General features: G+C 72.0%; 17 protein-coding genes. 5 read left to right on the top strand and 12 right to left on the bottom strand.

From position 1 onward, the window contains the following. The first annotated feature begins 9 nt into the window (after positions 1 to 9). Positions 10 to 1,377 (top strand): esterase-like activity of phytase family protein, encoded by a 1,368-nt coding sequence (locus tag DK419_RS05285; protein WP_109958163.1) that lies wholly within the window; start codon positions 10 to 12, stop codon positions 1,375 to 1,377. Between the two features lie 340 nt (positions 1,378 to 1,717). Here the strand turns inward: DK419_RS05285 and DK419_RS05280 are convergent, their stop codons facing one another. The 7 genes from DK419_RS05280 to gluQRS all read right to left on the bottom strand — a co-directional run bounded on the left by DK419_RS05280 (position 1,718) and on the right by gluQRS (position 8,941). Next, positions 1,718 to 1,936 carry a putative hemolysin gene (locus DK419_RS05280; RefSeq protein ID WP_109958162.1) on the bottom strand — a complete coding sequence of 73 codons (219 nt, stop codon included), beginning with the start codon at positions 1,934 to 1,936 and terminating at the stop codon, positions 1,718 to 1,720. A gap of 89 nt (positions 1,937 to 2,025) precedes the next feature. After that, positions 2,026 to 2,748 (bottom strand): ABC transporter ATP-binding protein, encoded by a 723-nt coding sequence (locus DK419_RS05275; protein WP_109958161.1) that lies wholly within the window; start codon positions 2,746 to 2,748, stop codon positions 2,026 to 2,028. A 4-nt stretch (positions 2,749 to 2,752) separates the two neighbouring features. After that, entirely contained in the window at positions 2,753 to 4,807 is a 2,055-nt protein-coding gene (locus DK419_RS05270; RefSeq protein ID WP_109958160.1) for a branched-chain amino acid ABC transporter ATP-binding protein/permease, read from the bottom strand. Positions 4,808 to 4,886: 79 nt separating this feature from the next. Continuing rightward, entirely contained in the window at positions 4,887 to 5,759 is an 873-nt protein-coding gene (locus DK419_RS05265) for a branched-chain amino acid ABC transporter permease (RefSeq protein ID WP_109958159.1), read from the bottom strand. A gap of 81 nt (positions 5,760 to 5,840) precedes the next feature. Then, positions 5,841 to 7,055, bottom strand: a complete 1,215-nt coding sequence (locus DK419_RS05260) for an ABC transporter substrate-binding protein (protein ID WP_109958158.1) — start codon at positions 7,053 to 7,055, stop codon at positions 5,841 to 5,843. Positions 7,056 to 7,258: 203 nt separating this feature from the next. After that, positions 7,259 to 7,927, bottom strand: coding sequence for a DJ-1/PfpI family protein (locus tag DK419_RS05255; protein WP_109958157.1), 669 nt, complete (start codon positions 7,925 to 7,927; stop codon positions 7,259 to 7,261). Positions 7,928 to 8,119: 192 nt separating this feature from the next. Further along, entirely contained in the window at positions 8,120 to 8,941 is an 822-nt protein-coding gene (gene gluQRS, locus DK419_RS05250) for a tRNA glutamyl-Q(34) synthetase GluQRS (RefSeq protein ID WP_109958156.1), read from the bottom strand. A 6-nt stretch (positions 8,942 to 8,947) separates the two neighbouring features. Between gluQRS and DK419_RS05245 the strand changes: the two genes are divergently transcribed. Both DK419_RS05245 and DK419_RS05240 read left to right on the top strand, forming a co-directional pair. Beyond that, complete coding sequence (locus DK419_RS05245) at positions 8,948 to 9,649, top strand: DNA-3-methyladenine glycosylase family protein (protein ID WP_109958155.1); 702 nt, start codon at positions 8,948 to 8,950, stop codon at positions 9,647 to 9,649. Between the two features lie 40 nt (positions 9,650 to 9,689). After that, positions 9,690 to 10,370 (top strand): alpha/beta hydrolase, encoded by a 681-nt coding sequence (locus DK419_RS05240; protein ID WP_109958154.1) that lies wholly within the window; start codon positions 9,690 to 9,692, stop codon positions 10,368 to 10,370. On the opposite strand, the gene DK419_RS05235 is transcribed toward DK419_RS05240, so the two are convergent. After that, the gene (locus DK419_RS05235; protein WP_109962137.1) at positions 10,367 to 11,149 is read right to left on the bottom strand and encodes an HpcH/HpaI aldolase family protein; all 783 of its coding nucleotides are present in this window, start codon (positions 11,147 to 11,149) and stop codon (positions 10,367 to 10,369) included. The two genes, DK419_RS05240 and DK419_RS05235, sit on opposite strands and share 4 nt — an antisense overlap. A 357-nt stretch (positions 11,150 to 11,506) precedes the next feature. Here DK419_RS05235 and purC point away from each other — a divergent pair, with 357 nt between their 5' ends. Next, entirely contained in the window at positions 11,507 to 12,301 is a 795-nt protein-coding gene (purC, locus tag DK419_RS05230; protein ID WP_048429422.1) for a phosphoribosylaminoimidazolesuccinocarboxamide synthase, read from the top strand. 115 nt (positions 12,302 to 12,416) lie between these two features. Here purC and DK419_RS05225 read toward each other — a convergent pair whose 3' ends face one another. From DK419_RS05225 to DK419_RS05210, 4 genes are read right to left on the bottom strand one after another with little or no spacing between them, the layout of a single operon-like run. After that, positions 12,417 to 14,036 carry a glycosyltransferase family 2 protein gene (locus tag DK419_RS05225; protein ID WP_109958153.1) on the bottom strand — a complete coding sequence of 540 codons (1,620 nt, stop codon included), beginning with the start codon at positions 14,034 to 14,036 and terminating at the stop codon, positions 12,417 to 12,419. Continuing rightward, on the bottom strand, positions 14,033 to 16,024 hold the full coding sequence (locus DK419_RS05220) for a glycosyltransferase family 2 protein (RefSeq protein WP_245442836.1): 1,992 nt from the start codon (positions 16,022 to 16,024) through the stop codon (positions 14,033 to 14,035). Before DK419_RS05220 ends, DK419_RS05225 begins: the two co-directional genes overlap by 4 nt. After that, positions 16,021 to 16,626, bottom strand: coding sequence for a hypothetical protein (locus DK419_RS05215; RefSeq protein ID WP_245442835.1), 606 nt, complete (start codon positions 16,624 to 16,626; stop codon positions 16,021 to 16,023). Before DK419_RS05215 ends, DK419_RS05220 begins: the two co-directional genes overlap by 4 nt. A gap of 20 nt (positions 16,627 to 16,646) precedes the next feature. Continuing rightward, positions 16,647 to 17,171, bottom strand: a complete 525-nt coding sequence (locus DK419_RS05210; RefSeq protein ID WP_425352634.1) for an invasion associated locus B family protein — start codon at positions 17,169 to 17,171, stop codon at positions 16,647 to 16,649. Between the two features lie 281 nt (positions 17,172 to 17,452). Between DK419_RS05210 and DK419_RS05205 the strand changes: the two genes are divergently transcribed. Continuing rightward, positions 17,453 to 17,818 carry a hypothetical protein gene (locus tag DK419_RS05205; RefSeq protein WP_109958150.1) on the top strand — a complete coding sequence of 122 codons (366 nt, stop codon included), beginning with the start codon at positions 17,453 to 17,455 and terminating at the stop codon, positions 17,816 to 17,818. Positions 17,819 to 17,827 lie beyond the last annotated feature (9 nt).

Here is a 17,827-nt window from a genome sequence, read left to right as displayed (position 1 = left end):
GAGGATCCGATGTCCCGCTCTCCCCTGCCGCGCCGCTCCCTGCTCGCTCTCTCGCTCCTGCTCTCGGGTACCGCAATCGGCCTCGCCCAGGAGCCCCGGGCCTTCCCCGCCACCCTCGCCGGCCACGCCGTGCTGCCGGCCGAGAGCTTCGTGCCGGTCCCGGCCGACGCGCCGAAGGACCTCGCCACACCGGGCAAGTTCACCACCGGCCGCCGGGTCGAGGCGGTCGGCACGCTCGAGGCGCAATCGATGGGCCGCGCCACCAGCCTCAAGCTGCCGCTCAAGGGCCAGCCGCTCCAGGGCCATTCCGGCATCAGGCACATGCCCGACGGGACCTACCGGGGGCTGACCGACAACGGCTTCGGCACCAAGGCGAGCTCGCCCGATTCGATGCTCTACCTCAACCGCTACCGGATCGACTTCGGGACCGGCGGGGTCGAGCGCCTGGAGACGATCTTCCTGCGCGATCCCGACAAGAAGGTGCCGTTCCGGATCGTCAACGAGGCGACGGACAGCCGCTACCTGACCGGCAGCGACTTCGATCCCGAGAGCTTCCAGTTCGTCGGCGACCAGATCTGGATCGGCGAGGAGTTCGGCCCGTTCCTGATCAAGGCCGACCGCACCGGCAAGGTCCAGGCGGTGGTGGAGACCCTGGCCTCGGGGAAGCCCGTCCGCTCCCCCGACAACCCGGCGGTGACGACGCCGGCGATGCCCGGCGGCACGGTGGCGTTCAACGCCCGGCGGTCCAAGGGCTTCGAGGGCATGGCGGCCTCGCCCGACGGCAGCCGGCTCTACGCCCTGCTCGAAGGCCCGCTCTGGAACGCCGAGACGAAGGAATTCGAGACGCGCGACGGCCGCGAGGTCCTGCGGATCCTCGAATTCAACACCCAGGCCGAGACGTGGACCGGCCGCTCGTGGCTCTACCCGCTGGAGCAGGCCGGCAACGCCATCGGCGACTTCAACCTGATCGACGGCACGACCGGCCTGATCATCGAGCGCGACGACGGCGAGGGCACCATGGACCGGGCCTGCCCGGCGGACCGGAAGGGGCCGGACTGCTTCTCGGTCCCGGCGAAGTTCAAGCGCGTCTACAAGATCGAGATGACCGACGCCAACCAGGGCGCTCCGGTGCGCAAGATCGGCTTCATCGACCTGATGCGCATCGCCGACCCGGGCAAGAAGGCGCGCAAGCCGCTGACCGACGGCGCGCTGGCCATGCCGTTCTGGACCATCGAGAACGTCGACACGGTCGACGAGACCCACATCGTCGTCGGCAACGACAACAACCTGCCGTACTCGGCGAGCCGCGATCCGCACCAGGTCGACGACAACGAGTTCGTGCTCCTGGAGGTGGGGGAGTTCCTGAAGGCGAAGTAGCGTGCGAGGCCCCGCGTCCCGCAGGGGTGTCCGGGAAAAGTGGAGGCGCGGGTCTCCCCCTCTCCCCGCGGGCGGGGAGAGGCCCGAACTCCGAAGGGGCTCAGGGAGCTGGGAACCGCAGGTTCGCCGCGAGGGTGAGGGAGGGCCGGAAGAGCCTCGCTCGTCGAACCCCCCTCACCCTCGCTCCGGCTGCGCCTCCGCTCGCCATGTCACCTGAACGGCGACATGGCCCTCTCCCCGCCCGCGGGGAGAGGGGATTTCCAGCGCCTCTTCTTGTTCCCGGACAGTCCTGCGCGTCCCGGGACGAGTGTCGATATCGTCGAGCCATGCGAACAGGCTCTCAATTCCTCGCCTTGTTCGCCTCGCGAAACAGCTGCCACTCCTCGACGACGCGCCCGTCGGGAAGGTGGCAGTAGCCGACCTCGCCCTTCGTCTCCTTGCGGATCTCCAGCCGCCCGCCGACGGAGGTGCAGTAGGCCGAAGCCGGGTTTCCCAGGGCCCAGGCCTGCGAGGTCCCGGCAATCGTGACGAGCGCGCCGGCGGCAAGCAACGACTTCACGGTTCTACTCCCGATCCCGAATCTGCCGCCACGATACGAGCGTGCGATGAACCGGCGGTGACGCAACGTCGGCCGCCGGTCCGGCCGCCTCAGTGGCCGCCGCCGAGATACGCCGCACGCACCTGCGGATCGTTGCGCAGCTGCGCCGCCGGGCCCTGGAAGCGGATGCGGCCGTTCTCCAGCACGTAGGCGTGGTCGGCCACGCCCAGAGCCGCCATGGCGAACTGCTCGACGAGCAGCATCGTCACCTGCTCTTCCTTCAGCCGGCGGATGATGCGGAACACCTCCTCGACCAGCTTCGGGGCGAGGCCCATCGAGGGCTCGTCGAGGAGCAGGATCTCCGGGCGCAGCATCAGGGCCCGGCCCATGGCGAGCATCTGCTGCTCGCCGCCCGAGAGGGTACCGGCGAGCTGGGTGCGGCGCTCGCGCAGGCGCGGGAACAGGGTGTAGGCCCGCTCCCGGTCGGCGTTGACGTCGCCCTTCGGCCGCGAGCCCGTGAGGCGCGGGAAGGCCCCGAGCGTCAGGTTGTCCTCGACCGAGAGGGTCGGGAAGACCCGCCGTCCCTCGGGCGAGTGGGCGAGCCCGGTGCGGGCGACGTCGTGGCTCTCCAGGCCGCCGATCTCGCGGCCGTTGAGCTTGATCGAGCCGGCGCGCGGCTTGATCATGCCCGACAGCGCCCGCATCGTGGTGGTCTTGCCGGCCCCGTTGGAGCCGATCAGGGTGACGACCTGGCCCTTCGGCACCGAGAAGGTGAGGCCGTGCAGGACCTCGATCTGGCCGTAGCCGGCCGACAGGCCGCTGACATCGAGCATCTCTCTACTCCGCGGCGTCGGCAACCGGGCTGCCGAGATAGGCTTCGATGACCTTGGGGTCGGACTGGACCTCGCGGGCGCCGCCCTCCGCGATCTTGTGGCCGAAATCGAGCACGCTGACGCGGTCGCACAGGCCCATCACCACGTCCATGTGGTGCTCGATCAGGATCACCGTGATGCCGGCGTCGCGGATCTTGCGGATGATGAGGGTGAGTTCGGCGATGTCGGGGGCGGTGAGGCCTGCGGCCGGCTCGTCGAGGAGGAGGAGCACCGGATCGAGCGCGAGCGCCCGGCCGATCTCGAGGAGGCGCTGCTTGCCGTAGGGGAGGTTGCGCGCCTCGACCTGGGCCAGCGGCCCGAGGCCCACGAAGTCCAGGATCGCCATGGCGCGGGCGCGCGCCTCGCGCTCCTCGCGCCGACGGCGCGGGGTGCCGAGGATCGCGTCGAACAGCGTGCCCTGGAAGCTGTGGTGCAGGCCGACCAGCACGTTCTCGAGCGCCGTCATCTCGCGGAAGAGCTGGACGTTCTGGAAGGTGCGGGCGACGCCCGAGAGCGCGATCTCGGACGGCGTGCGGCCGTCGAGGCGCTTCACCCCATCCGTGCCGGTGGCGAGCGAGACGCTGCCGGCGGTCGGCTTGTAGATGCCGGTGAGCACGTTCATCATCGTGCTCTTGCCCGAGCCGTTCGGGCCGATCAGCCCGTGGATCGTGCCCGGCCGCACCGCGAGGTCGACCTCGTTGAGGGCCTTGAGGCCGCCGAACTGCATCACCGCGCGCTCGACCTTGAGCAGCGGGTCGGCGCCGGAGCCGCCGCCCTGGCGGATCAGCGCCTCGCCGGAGGCCGACAGTTCCTGGGTGGCGCCAGTATGGTGTGGGCGCAGGAAGGGCAGCTTCTCGCGCAAGAAGCCGACGATACCGTCCGGCAGGTAGTAGACCACGAACAGGATCATCAGGCCGAAGACGGTGAGGCGGAAATCCGTCACCGATTCCATCGCCAGCGTCGCCGGGAAGAAGGCGAGGCAGAGCGCGCCTGGGATGAGCAGGGTCATCCGGTTGTCCTGGTGGCGCAGGAAGGCGAGGCCGACCACGACGACCGCGAGCGCGGCGATGATGCCGGCCATGATCCGCACGAGGCCGATATCGGCCAGGATGTTCGGCATCATCACGATGATCGCGGCGCCGATCAGGGGACCTGCGCGGGATTTCCGCCCGCCCATGGTGACGGCGAGCAGGAACAGCACCGTCAATTCGAAGCCGTAGGAGTTCGGCGCGACGTAGCGCTCCGACCAGGCGAACAGGGCGCCGGCGAGACCCGCGAGGGCCGCCGAGATCACGAAGGCGTAGACCTTGTAGCGGTAGACGCTGACGCCCATGCAGTCGCAGGCGATCGGCGAGTCGCGCAGGGCCTCGAAGGCGCGGCCGAAGGGCGAGCGCACCACCCGGTTGACCACCAGGATCGTGGCGAGCAGGCAGGCGCAGACGAGATAGTAGAATTCGAGCTTGCGGCCGGCCGCGCCCCAGGGCGCCTGCATGCCGACGAGCGAGAAGTCGAGCACGCGGGCCGGCGGCAGGGTGATGCCGAGCGGCCCGTTGGTCAGATCGGTCATCTCGTTGATGAAGATCTGGATGATGGTGCCGAAGGCAAGCGTCACCATAGCGAGGTAGGGCCCGCTGACCCGGAGCGCGGGAATCGCCAGCAGCAACCCGAAGGCGGCGGTGACGCCGATGCCGGCGAGCAGGCCGAACCAGAGCCCGAGCTTGAACTTGAGGAACAGCACGGCCGCCGCGTAGGCGCCGATGCCGAACAGGCCGGCATGGCCCAGGGAGACCTGGCCGGTATAGCCGACGACGATGTCGAGGCCGAGGATCAGGATCGCGTAGATGGCGATCACCACCAGCAGGTGGATGTAGTACTGGCTGGTGACGACGTGCGGGAAGGCCGCCAGGAAGACGACGAGGCACACGGCCCCGAGGAGGCCGACGAAGCGGCCGATCCCGGCCTGGGGCACCGGCGGGGCGGTTTGCCGGGCGAGGGCCGGCGCGGGGGCGGACTGCGCCATGGTGGTGAAGAACCCTGGAATGAACGGGGAGCATCGAGGACCGCTCCCGCGATCCGGGAGCGGCGCGGAAAAAGAGGGGTCAGACCTTCTTGATCACGGCCTTGCCGAACAGGCCGACCGGGCGCACCGCCAGCACGGCGAGCAGCAGGATCAGGCCGGGCACGTCCTTGTAGCCGGTCGAGATGTAGAAGCCGGTCAGGGTCTCGGCAACGCCGAGGATCAGCCCGCCGACGATGACGCCGAGGCCGGATTCGAGGCCGCCGATGATCGCCACCGCGAAGGCCTTGAGCGCCAGCACCGAGCCCATCGTGGCACCCGTGAGGGTGACGGGGGCGACGAGCACGCCCGCGAAGGCGGCGGTCATGGCGCTGATCGAGTAGGACAGGGTGATGACCTTCTGGGTGTTGATGCCCATCAGGCCGGCGGCGTCGATGTCGTTCGAGGTCGCCACCACCGCCTTGCCCCAGATCGAGCGGCGGTTGAACAATTCGACCGCGAGCATCATCAGGAGCGCGCCGGCGACGATCATCAGCTCCATCGGCAGGATCCGGACGCCCCCGAAGGTCAGCGCTTGTTCCGGCAGCGGCGAGGGGAACTTGAGATCGTCGCGGCCCCAGATGTTCTCGGCGACGTTCTTGAAGATGATGCCGAGCGCGATGGTGGCCATGATCCACCCGTACTCGGACTTGATCTTCACGGCAGGGCGCACGCCCAGGCGCTCGACCACCGCGCCGAGGGCGAAGCCGAAGACGAGGACGAGCGGCAGCATCAGCCAGTAGCCGGTGAACGGCACCAGCGTCAGGCCGAACAGGGCGCCGAGCATCAGGGCCTCGCCCTGGCCAAAATTCAGGGTCTTCGAGGTCGCGAAGGTGAGCTGATAGCCGAACGCGATCGCGGCGTAGATCATGCCGACGGCGACGCCGCTCGCCACGAGCTGAAGGAAGATCTGCATGGGAAAAAAGCTCGGGGGGAGGTCTCGTCTCGACGGGCAGGCCCCGCGCACCATGATGCGCGGGGCCCGGGTTTACGGCCTTCAGTTCGAGGCCTTCTCCTTGACGCGGACGACGCCGGCGTTCTTGGCGTCCTCGTCCTTGGCGTAGACGATCTTGCCGTCCTGCACCTTGCCGAACACCACCATGTTGCGGCTGATGGCGTTGTGGTCCTTCGGGGTGAACGGCTTGTCGTAGGTGGTGACGACGCCCTCGACCTTGGTGTTCAGGTTCTCGAGCGCGGCGCGCACCTTGGCGCCGTCGGTGGAGCCGGCCTGCTTGATCGCGGCGGCCAGCAGGTAGACCGAGTCGTAGCCCTGAGCGCCCGCCACCGGGGTCGGGATCTTGTTGACCTTGAAGCTGGCGTAGTAGCCGTCGAGGAACGACTTGCGCTTCGGCAGCGTCTTATCCTCGATGAAGGTCTGGGGCATGATCACGCCGTTGCCGTTCGCGCCGGCGATATCGATGAAGCTCTGCATCGAGGCCGGCCACGAGGTGATCATCGGCACCTTCCAGCCGAGCTTGGCCATGCCGTTGGCGATCTGGGCCAGTTCCGGGCCGATGCCGTAGGCCAGGATCACGTCGGCGCCCGCGGCCTGCGACTTCAACAGCTGGGGCGTCATGTCGACGTCCTTGATGTTGAACTTCTCGACGGCGACCGGCTTGATGTTCTTGGCCTTGAAGTACTTCTCGAGATCCTCGCGGCCGAGCTGGCCGTAATTGGTCGAGTCGGCGAGGATCGCGATCTTCTTGAAGCCCTGCGCGACCGCCTCGTCGGCCATCATGCCGGCCTGCAGCACGTCGTAGGCCGAGGTGCGGAAGACGTAGTTGTTGTCGTAATCCGGCGGGTTGAACTGGTTGGTGATGATCGTGCCGGTGGCGACGTTGTTGATCACCGGGATCTCGGCTTCCTGGTAGAAGCGCTGGGCGGCCAGAGCCACGCCGGTGTTGATGAAGCCGAGGGTGGCGACCACCTTCTCCTTGTTGATCAGCTCCTGGGCGACCTGGGCGCCGACCTCGTTCTTGGCCTCGTCGTCGCGCTCGACGAGCTGGATCTGGCGCCCGAGCACGCCGCCGCTCTTGTTGATCTCGTCGGCGGCCAGACGCACGCCGTCGCGCATCGACACGCCCATCGAGGAGGAGCCGCCGGTATAGGGGCCGGTCACGCCGATCTTGATCGGGTCGGCCGCCAGGGCCGGGACCGCGAAGGCGGTCGCGCAGGCGAGCGCCGCCGCGAGAGCGGTCAGGGATGAGCGCATCTGGATTCCTCCGGGGACCGTTTCTTGCCGTCCCGACCTTGGCGGGCGGGGATCGGGGTGCCGGATAGAACCGAAAGTGGCAGCGCTTGTCGAGCGCGTCTTTCGATCTAGAAAGCCGGACGCGCGCGGGGCCGCAGTGCTGAGAGCGGTCTCGCCTGTCCTTGCCTCGACGATGGTTCGCCCGGACCGGGCGAGGCGTGGCCTCAGGTGATCCGGCCGATGATGGCCTCCCGCGCCGCCCGCGAGCCGGCGAGGCGCTTCTTCGCCCGCTCCAGCACCGCCGCCGGCGCCTCGGCCGGCGTGCCGGATTCGAAGGGCGGCGCGGGCGCGTATTCGAGGGCGAGCTGCACCGTCTCCGCTTCCTCGCGGCCGAGGAGTTCGGCGACGACGGCGAGGCCGAAATCGATGCCCGAGGTCACGCCGCCGGCGGTGATCAGGTTGCCGTCGCGCACCACCCTCCCCTGTACCGGCTCGGCGCCGAAGCGGGAGAGGAAGTCGTGCGCGTACCAGTGCGTCGTCGCCCGCCGGCCCTTCAGGAGCCCGGCCGCGCCGAGCACCAGCGCCCCGGTGCAGACCGAGGTGAGGTAGCGGGTTCCGGCCGCGCGCGTCCGGACGAAGTCCAGGGTCTCCTCGTCCTCGAGGAGCGCGTTCACGCCCGCACCCCCGGGGATGCAGAGCACGTCGAGGGGCGGACAGGTCGCGAAGGTCGCCGTCGGCGTGAACGAGATCCCGGTCGCGGAGCGCACCGGCTCGCCGTCCTTCCAGATCAGGTGGACGGCGCTGTCCGGCACCGAGGCGAAGACCTCGTAGGGTCCGGTGAGGTCGAGCTGCTGGACCTGCGGGAAGACGAGGATTCCGAAGCTGAGCGACATGGGACGACCTCCCGTTTTCACGGCAGGATCGTATGCGGGGTGCGGGGTTGCAAGTGTGCCGAGCCGGTCTTTCCCCGTCGCTGGCGCAACACGCGCGGACGGCTGGAGGCGAGGCGGATCTCCCTCCCCCGGGGTTGTCGCGTCCACCCGTCGCCGGACGAGACCGGCGCTCCCTCCTGGTGCGGCTCGGCGCTAGAAGCCCAGCCGCGTCCGCACCTCCCCGGCGCTCACCCCCCGCTCGCGCAGCGCCGCCAGCGCCTCCGACCGCAGGCTCTTCGACAGCTTGTCGCCGCCCGCATCGCGGATCAGCCCGTGGTGGTGGTAGCGCGGGGTCGGCAGGCCGAGCAGGCGCTGGAGCAGGACGTGGAGGTCGGTGGCGGCTTCGAGGTCCTGGCCGCGGATGACGTGGGTGATTCCTTGTGCGGCATCGTCGAGGACGACGGCGAGGTGGTAGCTCGTCGGCACGTCCTTGCGGCCGAGCACCGCGTCGCCCCAGCGGGCCGGATCGGCGGCGCGAACCGCGTCGGGCTCACCCGGCGCGAAGGCCGTGTAGGCGAACGGCCCGGGGCAGGCGGAGAGCGCGCGCGCCATGTCGAGGCGCCAGGCATGGGGCTCCTCCGGCACGGACCGGCCGCGGCAGGTGCCGGGATAGAGCGGCGCCCCGTCCGGGTCGCGTGCCTCGCCGGCCGCCGCCTGGATCTGCCGGCGGGTGCAGGTGCAGGGATAGATCAGGCCGCGCCGCCGAAGATCGTCGAGGGCGGCGCGGTAGGTGGACATCCGGGCCGACTGGCGCCAGACCGGCTCCGGGAAGGTCAGCCCCAGCCAGGCGAGATCGGCGACCAACGCGTCGGCCAGCTCGGGCCGGCAGCGCGCGGGATCGATGTCCTCGATGCGCAGCAGCAGCTCGCCCTGCAGCGCCCGGGCGACATCTGCGTTGAGGAGGGCCGAGTAGGCGTGGCCGAGATGCAGGCGCCCGTTCGGGCTCGGGGCGAAGCGCAGGCGGGGAGACGGCACGGCAGGATGCGGACGCGAAGGGTTTCTCCCGCCATAGGCCCGCCGGATGCCGGCGTCACCGGCCCGCTGCTCGATTCCGAGGCGGCCTTGCGCGACGGCACCCTGGCCCTGGCGGCGCGCGATCCGGTGATGGCGCGGCTGGTGGCCGAGGGCGCGACGCCGATCCTGCGCAAGCGCGCGCCCGGCTTCGAGGGGCTGGCCGGCATCGTGGTGTCGCAGCAGATCTCGACCGCCAGCGCCGCGGCGATCTGGGCCCGGCTCACCGCCCGCCTGCCGGACCTCACCGCCGCCGCCCTCGCCGCGGCACCGGACGAGGCTTTGCGCGAGGCCGGCCTGTCGGCACCGAAGATCCGCACCTTGCGGGCGGCGGCGCAGGCGGTGATCGATGGCTCGCTGCCCCTCGACACCCTGCACGCCCTGCCGGCGGACGAAGCCCATCGCCGGATGGTGGCCGTGCACGGCATCGGGCCCTGGACCGCCGACGTCTACCTGCTGTTCTGCCTCGGCCACCCGGACGCCTTCCCGGCCGGCGACCTCGCGCTCCAGGAGGCGGCGCGCCTCGCCGACGGGCTGGAGGTGCGTCCGAGCGCCGCCGCCCTGACGGCGCGGGCCGAGAGCTGGCGGCCCTGGCGCGGGGTCGCCGCCAAGGTGCTGTGGGCCTATTACCGGGTCGCCAAGGCGCGCGACGGCGCGCCCGTATCGACGTGAGCCGCGCGACGCCCTCCCAAACCGTACGGAGCCCGACCCGATGCCGATCCTCACCGGCCCGCGCCTGATGCCCCGCTCGGGTGCAAGAGCGCGCCAGCTCGTCGTCCTGCTGCACGGCTTCGGTGCCGACGGCAGCGACCTGATCGACCTCGCGCAGGAGTGGCAGCCGCTCCTGCCCGATGCCGCCTTCGTGGCGCCGCACGCGCCCGAGCCCTGCATCCAGGGCTTCGGCCGGCAATGGTTCTCCCTCACCTTCCGCGACCCGCACGAGCGCTGGCGCGGCGTGAACCGGGCCGGTCCGACGCTGGATGCCTTCCTCGATGCCGAGCTCGAGGCGCACGGTCTCGCGGATCACCAGCTCGCCCTCGTCGGGTTCAGCCAGGGCTGCATGATGGCCCTGCACGTCGCCCTGCGCCGGTCCGCCCCCGTGGCGGCGGTGGTCGGCCTGTCCGGCATGCTGGTGATGGAGGAGGGCCGGGGACCCGAGAGCCTGAAGCCGCAGGTCCGGGCAGCACCGCCGGTCCTGCTGGCCCATGGCGACCAGGACGAGGTGATCCCGGTCGACGCGCTGTTCCTCTCGGCCGAGGCGCTGGCGGCGGCCGACGTTCCGGCGGAGTGGCACCTCTCCGCCGGGATCGGCCACGGCATCGACGACGGCGCCCTGCACCATGGCGGTCGGTTCCTGGCCGCCGGCTTCGCCCAGGCGAAGCTGCGGGGCTAGCCCCGCGCCTCCTTGAGCGCCGCCGCGGCGCCGGCCCGCAGCAGGGCCGAATCGCCCGAGAGCGCGATGAGGTCGAAGCCCTCCCCGATCAGCTCGCGGGTGCGCGGGCCCGACAGGGAGTAGATGCCGATGCGCTTGCCCGCCGAGCGGGTGCGGCTCATGGCGTGCTTGAGGGCGTCGCGCACCGCCGCGCCGTCGGGGTCGAGGCCGGCCCCGTTCGACAGCGCGATCGAGAGGTCGGAAGGGCCGATGAAGATGCCGTCGATCCCGTCCACCGCCAGGATGTCGTCGAGGGCGGCGAGCGCCTCGCGGGTCTCGATCATCGCCAGCGTCTGGCAGACGCCGTTGGCCTCCTTCAGGTAGGTGTCGGGGGACAGGCCCGAGAGGGCGAGCGCCGGGGCCGGGCCCCAGCTGCGCTCGCCGAGCGGCGGATACTTGGCGAGGCCCGCGAAGCGGCGCGCGTCCTCCACCGTGTTGACCATCGGGGCGATCACGCCCGAGACCCCGGCATCGAACAGGCGCGACACCGTCGAGAAGCCGCCGACCGGCACCCGCGCCAGGGTCGGCTTGCCGCGGGCCGCCACGAGGGCGATGGTGCGGCTGATGCTGTCGAAGTCGTGGGCGCCGTGCTGCATGTCGAGGGTGACGGCGTCGAAGCCTTCCGCCGCGAGCAGCCCCGCGACCGCGGGCTCGGGAATGCCGCACCAGGCCGTGATCAGCGGCTTGCCCTCGCGGAATCGCGCCGCCAGCGCGGCCACCGCTCCACCCCGTTCCGCCATTTCGTCCTCCCGGCTGCGCCGCGCGTTCGACCGCGGCTCGCGCTCGCGCGAGCTTAGGTCAGGCGCGAGGCCGCCGTCGAGGCGCCGCCCGCGCGCCCGCGACATGCCGCCCCTTCCCGCCACGCTTGCATCGCGGCCGACCCATGCGCATATCGGCGCGACCAACGACCGCAACTCACCGCAGCGGCGGCCGGGCCCATCCCGGGCGTTCCGGCTAACGCGTTGTGCTGCCTTCGCGGTTCGGGTAATTTGCCCCTGGCCGCCGGGACGCCCCGGATCGACGCGTCCCTCGGCCCGACCTTCTCCTCAGAGGTCGCCGCGCCGCGGGTCCCACACGTCGTCAGGAGCCTCGGCCCCATGGACTTCCTCAAACCACGGTACACGCCTATGAATCGCCGCCGTCGCATCTACGAGGGCAAGGCGAAGGTCCTCTACGAGGGTCCCGAGCCCGGCACGCTCATCCAGCACTTCAAGGATGACGCGACCGCCTTCAACGCCAAGAAGCACGAGGTGATCGACGGCAAGGGCGTGCTGAACAACCGGATCTCCGAGTTCGTCTTCCAGCACCTCAACGACATCGGCGTGCCGACGCACTTCATCCGCCGGCTCAACATGCGCGAGCAGCTGATCCGCGAGGTCGAGATCATCCCGCTCGAGGTGGTGGTGCGCAACGTGGCGGCCGGTTCGCTGGCGACGCGGCTGGGCCTGGAGGAGGGCACGCAGCTCCCGCGCTCGATCATCGAGTTCTACTACAAGAACGACCAGCTCAACGACCCGATGGTGTCGGAGGAGCACATCACCGCCTTCGGCTGGGCCACGCCGCAGGAGATCGACGACATCATGGCGCTGGCCATCCGGGTCAACGACTTCATGTCCGGCCTCTTCCTCGGCGTCGGCATCCGCCTCGTCGACTTCAAGATGGAGACCGGCCGGCTCTGGGAGGGCGACATGATGCGCATCGTCGTCGCCGACGAGATCTCCCCGGATTCCTGCCGCCTGTGGGACATCAAGAGCCAGGACAAGCTCGACAAGGACCGCTTCCGCAAGGATCTCGGCGGCCTGATCGAGGCCTATTCCGAGGTGGCCCGCCGCCTCGGCATCCTGGGCGAGAACGAGAAGGTGCAGACCGGCGGGCCGCGGCTCGTGCAGTGACGCGCTCCGGCTCGCGCCGGATCGGGATGCGATGAGGGCGGGGCCGTTTCCGGGGGGAGGCGGCCCCGTTCTCATTCCGCCACGCCGGTCGTGGGTTCGGCGGGCGAGCCGGGGTTCAGCGCGGCGCCGCGCCCTCCCACGCCCGCAATCGCGTGTAGGTCCCCGCCCGCGGGTCGAAGCCGGGGTGGTACCAGGGATCGGCGTCGAGCCTCTTCCCCCACCGCGCCCGCAAGCGCGCCACCTCGCCCTCGTGGCGCTCGCGCGCCTCCGGGGTCCAGCGCCGGCTCGCCGCCTCGTGGTGGTGCAGGGCCGCGCCGGGCACCATCAGGGTGCGGTGGCCGGCGGCCTCCAGCCGCAGGCAGAGGTCGACGTCGTTGAAGTCGACCGCGAAGGCTTGCGCGTCGAAGCCGCCGACCGCCCGGAACTTGCGCGCCTCGACGGCGAGGCAGGCCGCCGTGACGGCGGAGACCCGGTGCGTCGCCCGCAGGCGGGCGAGGTAGCCGGGCGCCGTGCCGGGAAAGTGGCGGTGGGCATGGGTGACGAGACCACCGGTGCCGAGCACGATGCCGCCGTGCTGGATCCGCCCACGCCCGTCGAGGAGCTTCGCGCCCACCGCGCCGACCTCCGGCCGCAGGGCTTCCTCGGCCATCCGGCGCAACCAGTCGTCGCGAAACGCCACCACGTCGTTGTTGACGAAGACCAGGAGCCCGCCGCCCGCCTCGGCGGCGGCCCGGTTGTTCATCGCCGCGAAGTCGAACGGGCCGGGGCAGGGCAGCACCCGCACGCCCTCGCGGGCGAGGTGCTGGAAATAGGCCAGCGTGCGCGGATGGCGGCTGTCGTTGTCGCAGACGACGATCTCGAGGGACGGCCAGTCGGTGTGGGCGCGCAGGCTCTCGATGCAGGCGCGCAGGAGCTCGACCCGGTCGCGGGTCGGGATGATTAGCGTCGCGAGCGGCGGGTCGGCGAGGTCGCGGCGTAGGGCGAGGATGCCGCCCGCCGCCTCGACCCGGCCCGGGCCGCCGCGGTGGCGCGCGGCGAGGAGCGCGCGCGACCGCACCCCGTCCTCGGGCGGCGCGGCCTCGAGTGGCGCCCAGGTCGAGAGCGGACGGGGCAGGTGCCGGACCCGTCTGCCCTCCGCCGCGAGCCGCAGGAGCAGGTCCGGGATTTCGGCGCCGGGCAGGGACGGATCGAGCCCGAGCCGGTCGAGCACCGCCCGGCGAACCGCGACCACCGGACCGACATAGTCGGCGGCGAGCAGGTAGTCGGGGTCGAAGGCCGGGCGCAGCACCGGCAGCCACGGCCTCGCCCCCGGCCCGAGCACGACGGCGTCGCCGTAGAGGGCACCGAGGTCGGGATCGGCCGCGAAAGCCTCCGCGATGGCGGTGGGCGCCCCGGGCAGCAATCCGTGACCGGGCGCGGTCAGCACCACGATGGCGACGGATCCCAGTCCCTCCGCCACGATCGCGGCAGGCGCGGCGACGCGAAGGCTGGCAACCGTCTCCGGCTCGCCCCCTGGGAGCGGCGGCACCGCAAGCGCGTGGCGGGCGCCCCAGAGGATCGCGGCCCGGTCGCGCGCCCGCACCCGCTTGCCGGCGAGCGCCGCGCGCAGGACCGCCCAGGCCTCGCCCGGGCGCCGGGCCGCGAGGAGCAGGCGCAGGAGCCAGCGCCGGACGGGACCGGGCTGTCCGTCCGTGAAGCGCAAGGGATCGAGGGCCGGGTGAGGCGGGAGCCTCATTCCAGCTCCTCCCCGAAGGTCGTGACCGAGAAGGCCGGGTGATAATAGGGGTCGTCCCGGATCATCGCCCGCCAGCGCGCGGCGAAGCGGTCTCCTTCCGCGTCGAACCGGATCCGCGCCGGTCCGACGCTCGGGCCGCGGCTGACCGATTCGTGATGGGCGAGCACCGCCCGCGGGGTCCAGACCGCCTTCCAGCCCCGGGCGCCGAGACGCAGGCAGAGGTCGATGTCGTTGAAGTCGACCGGGAACGCCTCGGCGTCGAGGCCGCCGACCGCCTCGAACTTCTCCCGCGCCACCGCCAGGCAGGCGGCGGTGACGCCCGCGACCTCGTGGGCCACGGTGAGCCGGCCGAGATGGCCCGGGGCGTCGGCCGGGCGGTTGCGCAGGATGTGCCCGGCCCGGCCGCCGAGCCCGACCACGACGCCGGCATGCTGGATCCGGCCGTTGCCGAACAGGAGCTTGGCCCCGACGGCGCCGACCTCCGGCCGCAGGGCCTGGCGCACCATCGCGGCGAGCCAGTCGGGATGCAGCACCTCGACGTCGTTGTTGAGGAGCACCAGGACCGCGCCGCGGCTCGCCGCCGCTCCGTCGTTGACGAGGCGCGAGAAGTTGAACGGGCCGGGCCGGTCGAGGCGGCGCACGCGGGGATCGGATTCCCACTCGGCGTAGAGGTCGGCGACCGCCGGATCGGTGGAGCCGTTGTCGACGATGACGAGTTCCAGCGCCGGATAGGCGGTGTCGTGCAGGACGCCCCGGACCGCGACGCGCAGCAGGTCCGGCCGGTCGCGGGTCGGGATGACGATCGAGACCAGGGGCGCCGGCCCGGGCAGCGGCCAGTCGAGGTCGAGCGCATCGCCCGTCCGCACCGGCGCGGCGGGTCCGCCCGCCCGGCGCAGGGCCGCCTCGAGCGCGGCGGCGTGACCGTCGGGATCCGGCGCGTCGGGAACCGTGCGGCAGAGGATGCGGGGAATGCGGCGCACCCGCGCCGGACCCGCCAGGGTCGCGGCGAGCAGGAGCGCCCGGGCGCCCTGCCCCGGCTCCCAGCCGACCCGGGCGGCGAGGTCCGCCGCGACGAGGAGCGGCCGTCCGGGATAGAGGGTCGTCAGGGCGAGGTCGGGACTCCAGCCCGGCTTGAGGCTCGGGCGCAGGCCCTCGGCCGTGTCGGTCTCGCTGTCGGCATAGGCCAGCTCGGCCGGCTCGGCCCCCGCGAAGGCGGCGGCGAGGTGGGTCAGCGCGTCCGGCGCCAGCACGTCGCCGGGGCGCAGATGGCCGACCGCGATCCCGTCCGGCGAGGCGCCGGCGGAGATCCGCGGATCGGCGGGGAGCCCGGCGGGCGCCGGCCCCTGCCAGCGCAGGGACAGGCGCCAGTCGCGGTGGGTCTGGGCCAGAAGAGCCGCGAGGCTGCGACGCACCGCCTCCGCCTCCCCGGGCGCCGCCTCCAGGATCAGGCCGAGGCGCGGCAGCGGCCCGGCCGGCACCCGGTCGAGGGCGGGTTCGAAGGGCCGCGCGCGCTCCGCCTTCCAGGCGGCGTAGTGCGCGAGCGGCCGCACGCCCGCGGCGATGCGCAGGGTGTTGCGCAGGCGGCGCGCGTCGCGGCGCAGCCACTGGTAGAGCGCCACCGGCAGCTTGTCCGGGCGCCGGCGGGCGCAGAGGGCGAGCACGGCCGTGCGGGAGAGGAGCCGCGCGGCCTCGATCCGGAAGCCCTGCGCGGGGGCGGCGAGGAGGATGTGCTCGGTGCCGGGCGGCACCGGCCCGAGCCAGGCGGCGCGCCCGAGCACCGGGCCCGGCAGCAGCGCGTCCTCGTGGGCGCCGTCGGCCCGCGCGAAGCGCAGCAGCGGCCGCACCGGGTCGGCGAAGCGGTCGAGGGCGTAATCGAGGGCGAGCCAGCGCCCGGCCGTGGGCCGCCCGGGGATCAGCTCGCGGGTGAAGTCCGGATCGTCCGCGCAGGGTATGATGCGGCAGGCCGCCGGCGCCGACCGCGCGGTCAACCGTCGGCCGGCGGCGCGGCGGCGGCGGGCTTGCGCCGGGGTGCCCGCGCGGGCTTCGACGCGGCGCCGAGGCCGACCTCGATCTCGAAGTCCTTCGCCAGGGCGGCCGGCACGGTGAAGCCCTCCTCCACCACCGTGAAGGTGCCGCTGGCCTGGCCCGGGGAAATCGTCGCCACGCCCTGGTGGGAGCGCCGGGCGATGACCTGCGTGCCGTTCTTCACCGTGACGGTGACCGGGGCGGCGAAGCGACCGGGGGCGCCGCCGGGCCCGAGCAGGACCACGCCCTGCACGCCGACGGTCACCACCGTGCTGCCGTCCGGCGACGGCCGGCACGCGCGGCTGATCTGGCCGAGGCGGATCTGCGTCCGCACCGCGCCGCCCGCCATGGTCTGCAGCGAGGAGCCGCCCTCGGTGATGTCGATGAGCGGGCAGTAGACGTCGTCGAGGTTCGGCGGCGCCTCCGGCGGCTTGGTGGTGCCGCCGTACTTGAAGATGTTGATGAGGGGGTTGCCGTCGTCCTGCGGCGCGGCGGTCTGGGCCCGCACGGGGGATGCGAGCGCCGCCAGCGCCACGGCGAGGCTGAGGAGACAACGAGCCGTCACGGTCCTCTCCCGATCGTCCATCACTTCAGGCTGTCGAAGCCTTCCTTGAACCCCTTGAGGGAGAGCGGGATGCCCACCCCCTCCTCGGGCGTCTGGAAGACGATGAAGGTGGCCTGCTGGCCGGTCTTGAGCTGGGTGATGAGCTTGTCGTCCATCACCACCTCGGCGACGCATCCGGTGGAGAGGCAGCGCACGAACGAGGTGCGGCCGATCTCCGCCTGGTCGACCTTGAGGCCGAGGCCCGAGGGCAGGAGCACGCCGAGCGGCGCCACGACCCTGAGCAGCGTGCCGCGGTTGTCGGCGGTCTTCAGCACGATCACGACCAGCGAGAGATTCGGCCGGTCCTCGGCGGCGACGTACTGCACCAGGGCGCATTGCTCGGCCTTGGCCCCGGCGGGCGTCTCGCAGCGCAGCTGCCAGTCGTCGAAGCTCTGCTTCACCGCGCCCTGCGCCAGGGCACCGGAGGCCGGCAGGGCCAGCCCCCACCCTAAGCCGAGCGCGAGTCCGAGGCTGGCGGCCCGCACCCGGCGTCCGATCCGTTGCAAGCTGTCTCCCACGCCGCTCACCGCTCCGCTGCCCCGGCCATCCGCCGGTCCGGGGCGTTCCGACCACGGGGCCGGGATGCTGTCAAGCCGAGGACCGCCCGATCGCGCCGCAACCGGGAACCCGTGCGCGGATGCGGGCTTAGCTGTATGACACGGTCCGCCGCCCCCGCGATCGGCACCTGTTAGTGGTTTCACACGGTTTTGCGGTCCATAACGCTTCGCCCCGCCGGGCAGACCGATCTTCGTCACGACCGTCCCTCCCCCCTCGCGAGAGCCGCCCGATGAGACGCGCCGCCACCTCCCTCGCCCTCCTGGTCCTCGCCGCCGGTGCCGCCGCGGCGGAACCGCTGCCGGTCGGCGAGACGACCTATGTCGAGCGTTCGCTCAATCGGGACGCGACGCTGACGATCGAGCACCCGCCGGTGGCGCGCAACCCGCGCGGGCGCCGCGCCGCGCGCTCGGCGGAGATCGCCGGCTTCTGCCGCGACGGCGGCGTGATCCGGCGCCGGGGCGAGAACGGCGAGATCATCCTGCGCCAGCGCGAGCTCTGCGACAGCGTGGCGCCCCGCACCCTCTATCCCGGCCACGTCGATCCGCGCCCGGCCTGGCCGGCGGAACGCGTGGTGGTGGTGCGCACCAAGGGCTGACGCTTCCCC

This window comes from Methylobacterium terrae (assembly GCF_003173755.1).
Classification (GTDB): domain Bacteria; phylum Pseudomonadota; class Alphaproteobacteria; order Rhizobiales; family Beijerinckiaceae; genus Methylobacterium; species Methylobacterium terrae.
The sequence above is the reverse complement of the archived record's forward strand: the minus strand, read 5'-3'. Positions and strand labels throughout refer to the sequence as shown.

Bases quoted from the DNA above. Each gene is read 5' to 3' on its own strand.
- DK419_RS05285 (WP_109958163.1), top strand. From the start codon at position 10: ATGTCCCGCTCTCCCCTGCCGCGCCGCTCCCTGCTCGCTCTCTCGCTC.
- DK419_RS05275 (WP_109958161.1), bottom strand. From the start codon at position 2,748: ATGCTCGATGTCAGCGGCCTGTCGGCCGGCTACGGCCAGATCGAGGTC.
- DK419_RS05270 (WP_109958160.1), bottom strand. From the start codon at position 4,807: ATGGCGCAGTCCGCCCCCGCGCCGGCCCTCGCCCGGCAAACCGCCCCG.
- DK419_RS05265 (WP_109958159.1), bottom strand. From the start codon at position 5,759: ATGCAGATCTTCCTTCAGCTCGTGGCGAGCGGCGTCGCCGTCGGCATG.
- DK419_RS05260 (WP_109958158.1), bottom strand. From the start codon at position 7,055: ATGCGCTCATCCCTGACCGCTCTCGCGGCGGCGCTCGCCTGCGCGACC.
- DK419_RS05255 (WP_109958157.1), bottom strand. From the start codon at position 7,927: ATGTCGCTCAGCTTCGGAATCCTCGTCTTCCCGCAGGTCCAGCAGCTC.
- DK419_RS05245 (WP_109958155.1), top strand. From the start codon at position 8,948: ATGCGGACGCGAAGGGTTTCTCCCGCCATAGGCCCGCCGGATGCCGGC.
- DK419_RS05240 (WP_109958154.1), top strand. From the start codon at position 9,690: ATGCCGATCCTCACCGGCCCGCGCCTGATGCCCCGCTCGGGTGCAAGA.
- DK419_RS05235 (WP_109962137.1), bottom strand. From the start codon at position 11,149: ATGGCGGAACGGGGTGGAGCGGTGGCCGCGCTGGCGGCGCGATTCCGC.
- purC (WP_048429422.1), top strand. From the start codon at position 11,507: ATGGACTTCCTCAAACCACGGTACACGCCTATGAATCGCCGCCGTCGC.
- DK419_RS05225 (WP_109958153.1), bottom strand. From the start codon at position 14,036: ATGAGGCTCCCGCCTCACCCGGCCCTCGATCCCTTGCGCTTCACGGAC.
- DK419_RS05205 (WP_109958150.1), top strand. From the start codon at position 17,453: ATGAGACGCGCCGCCACCTCCCTCGCCCTCCTGGTCCTCGCCGCCGGT.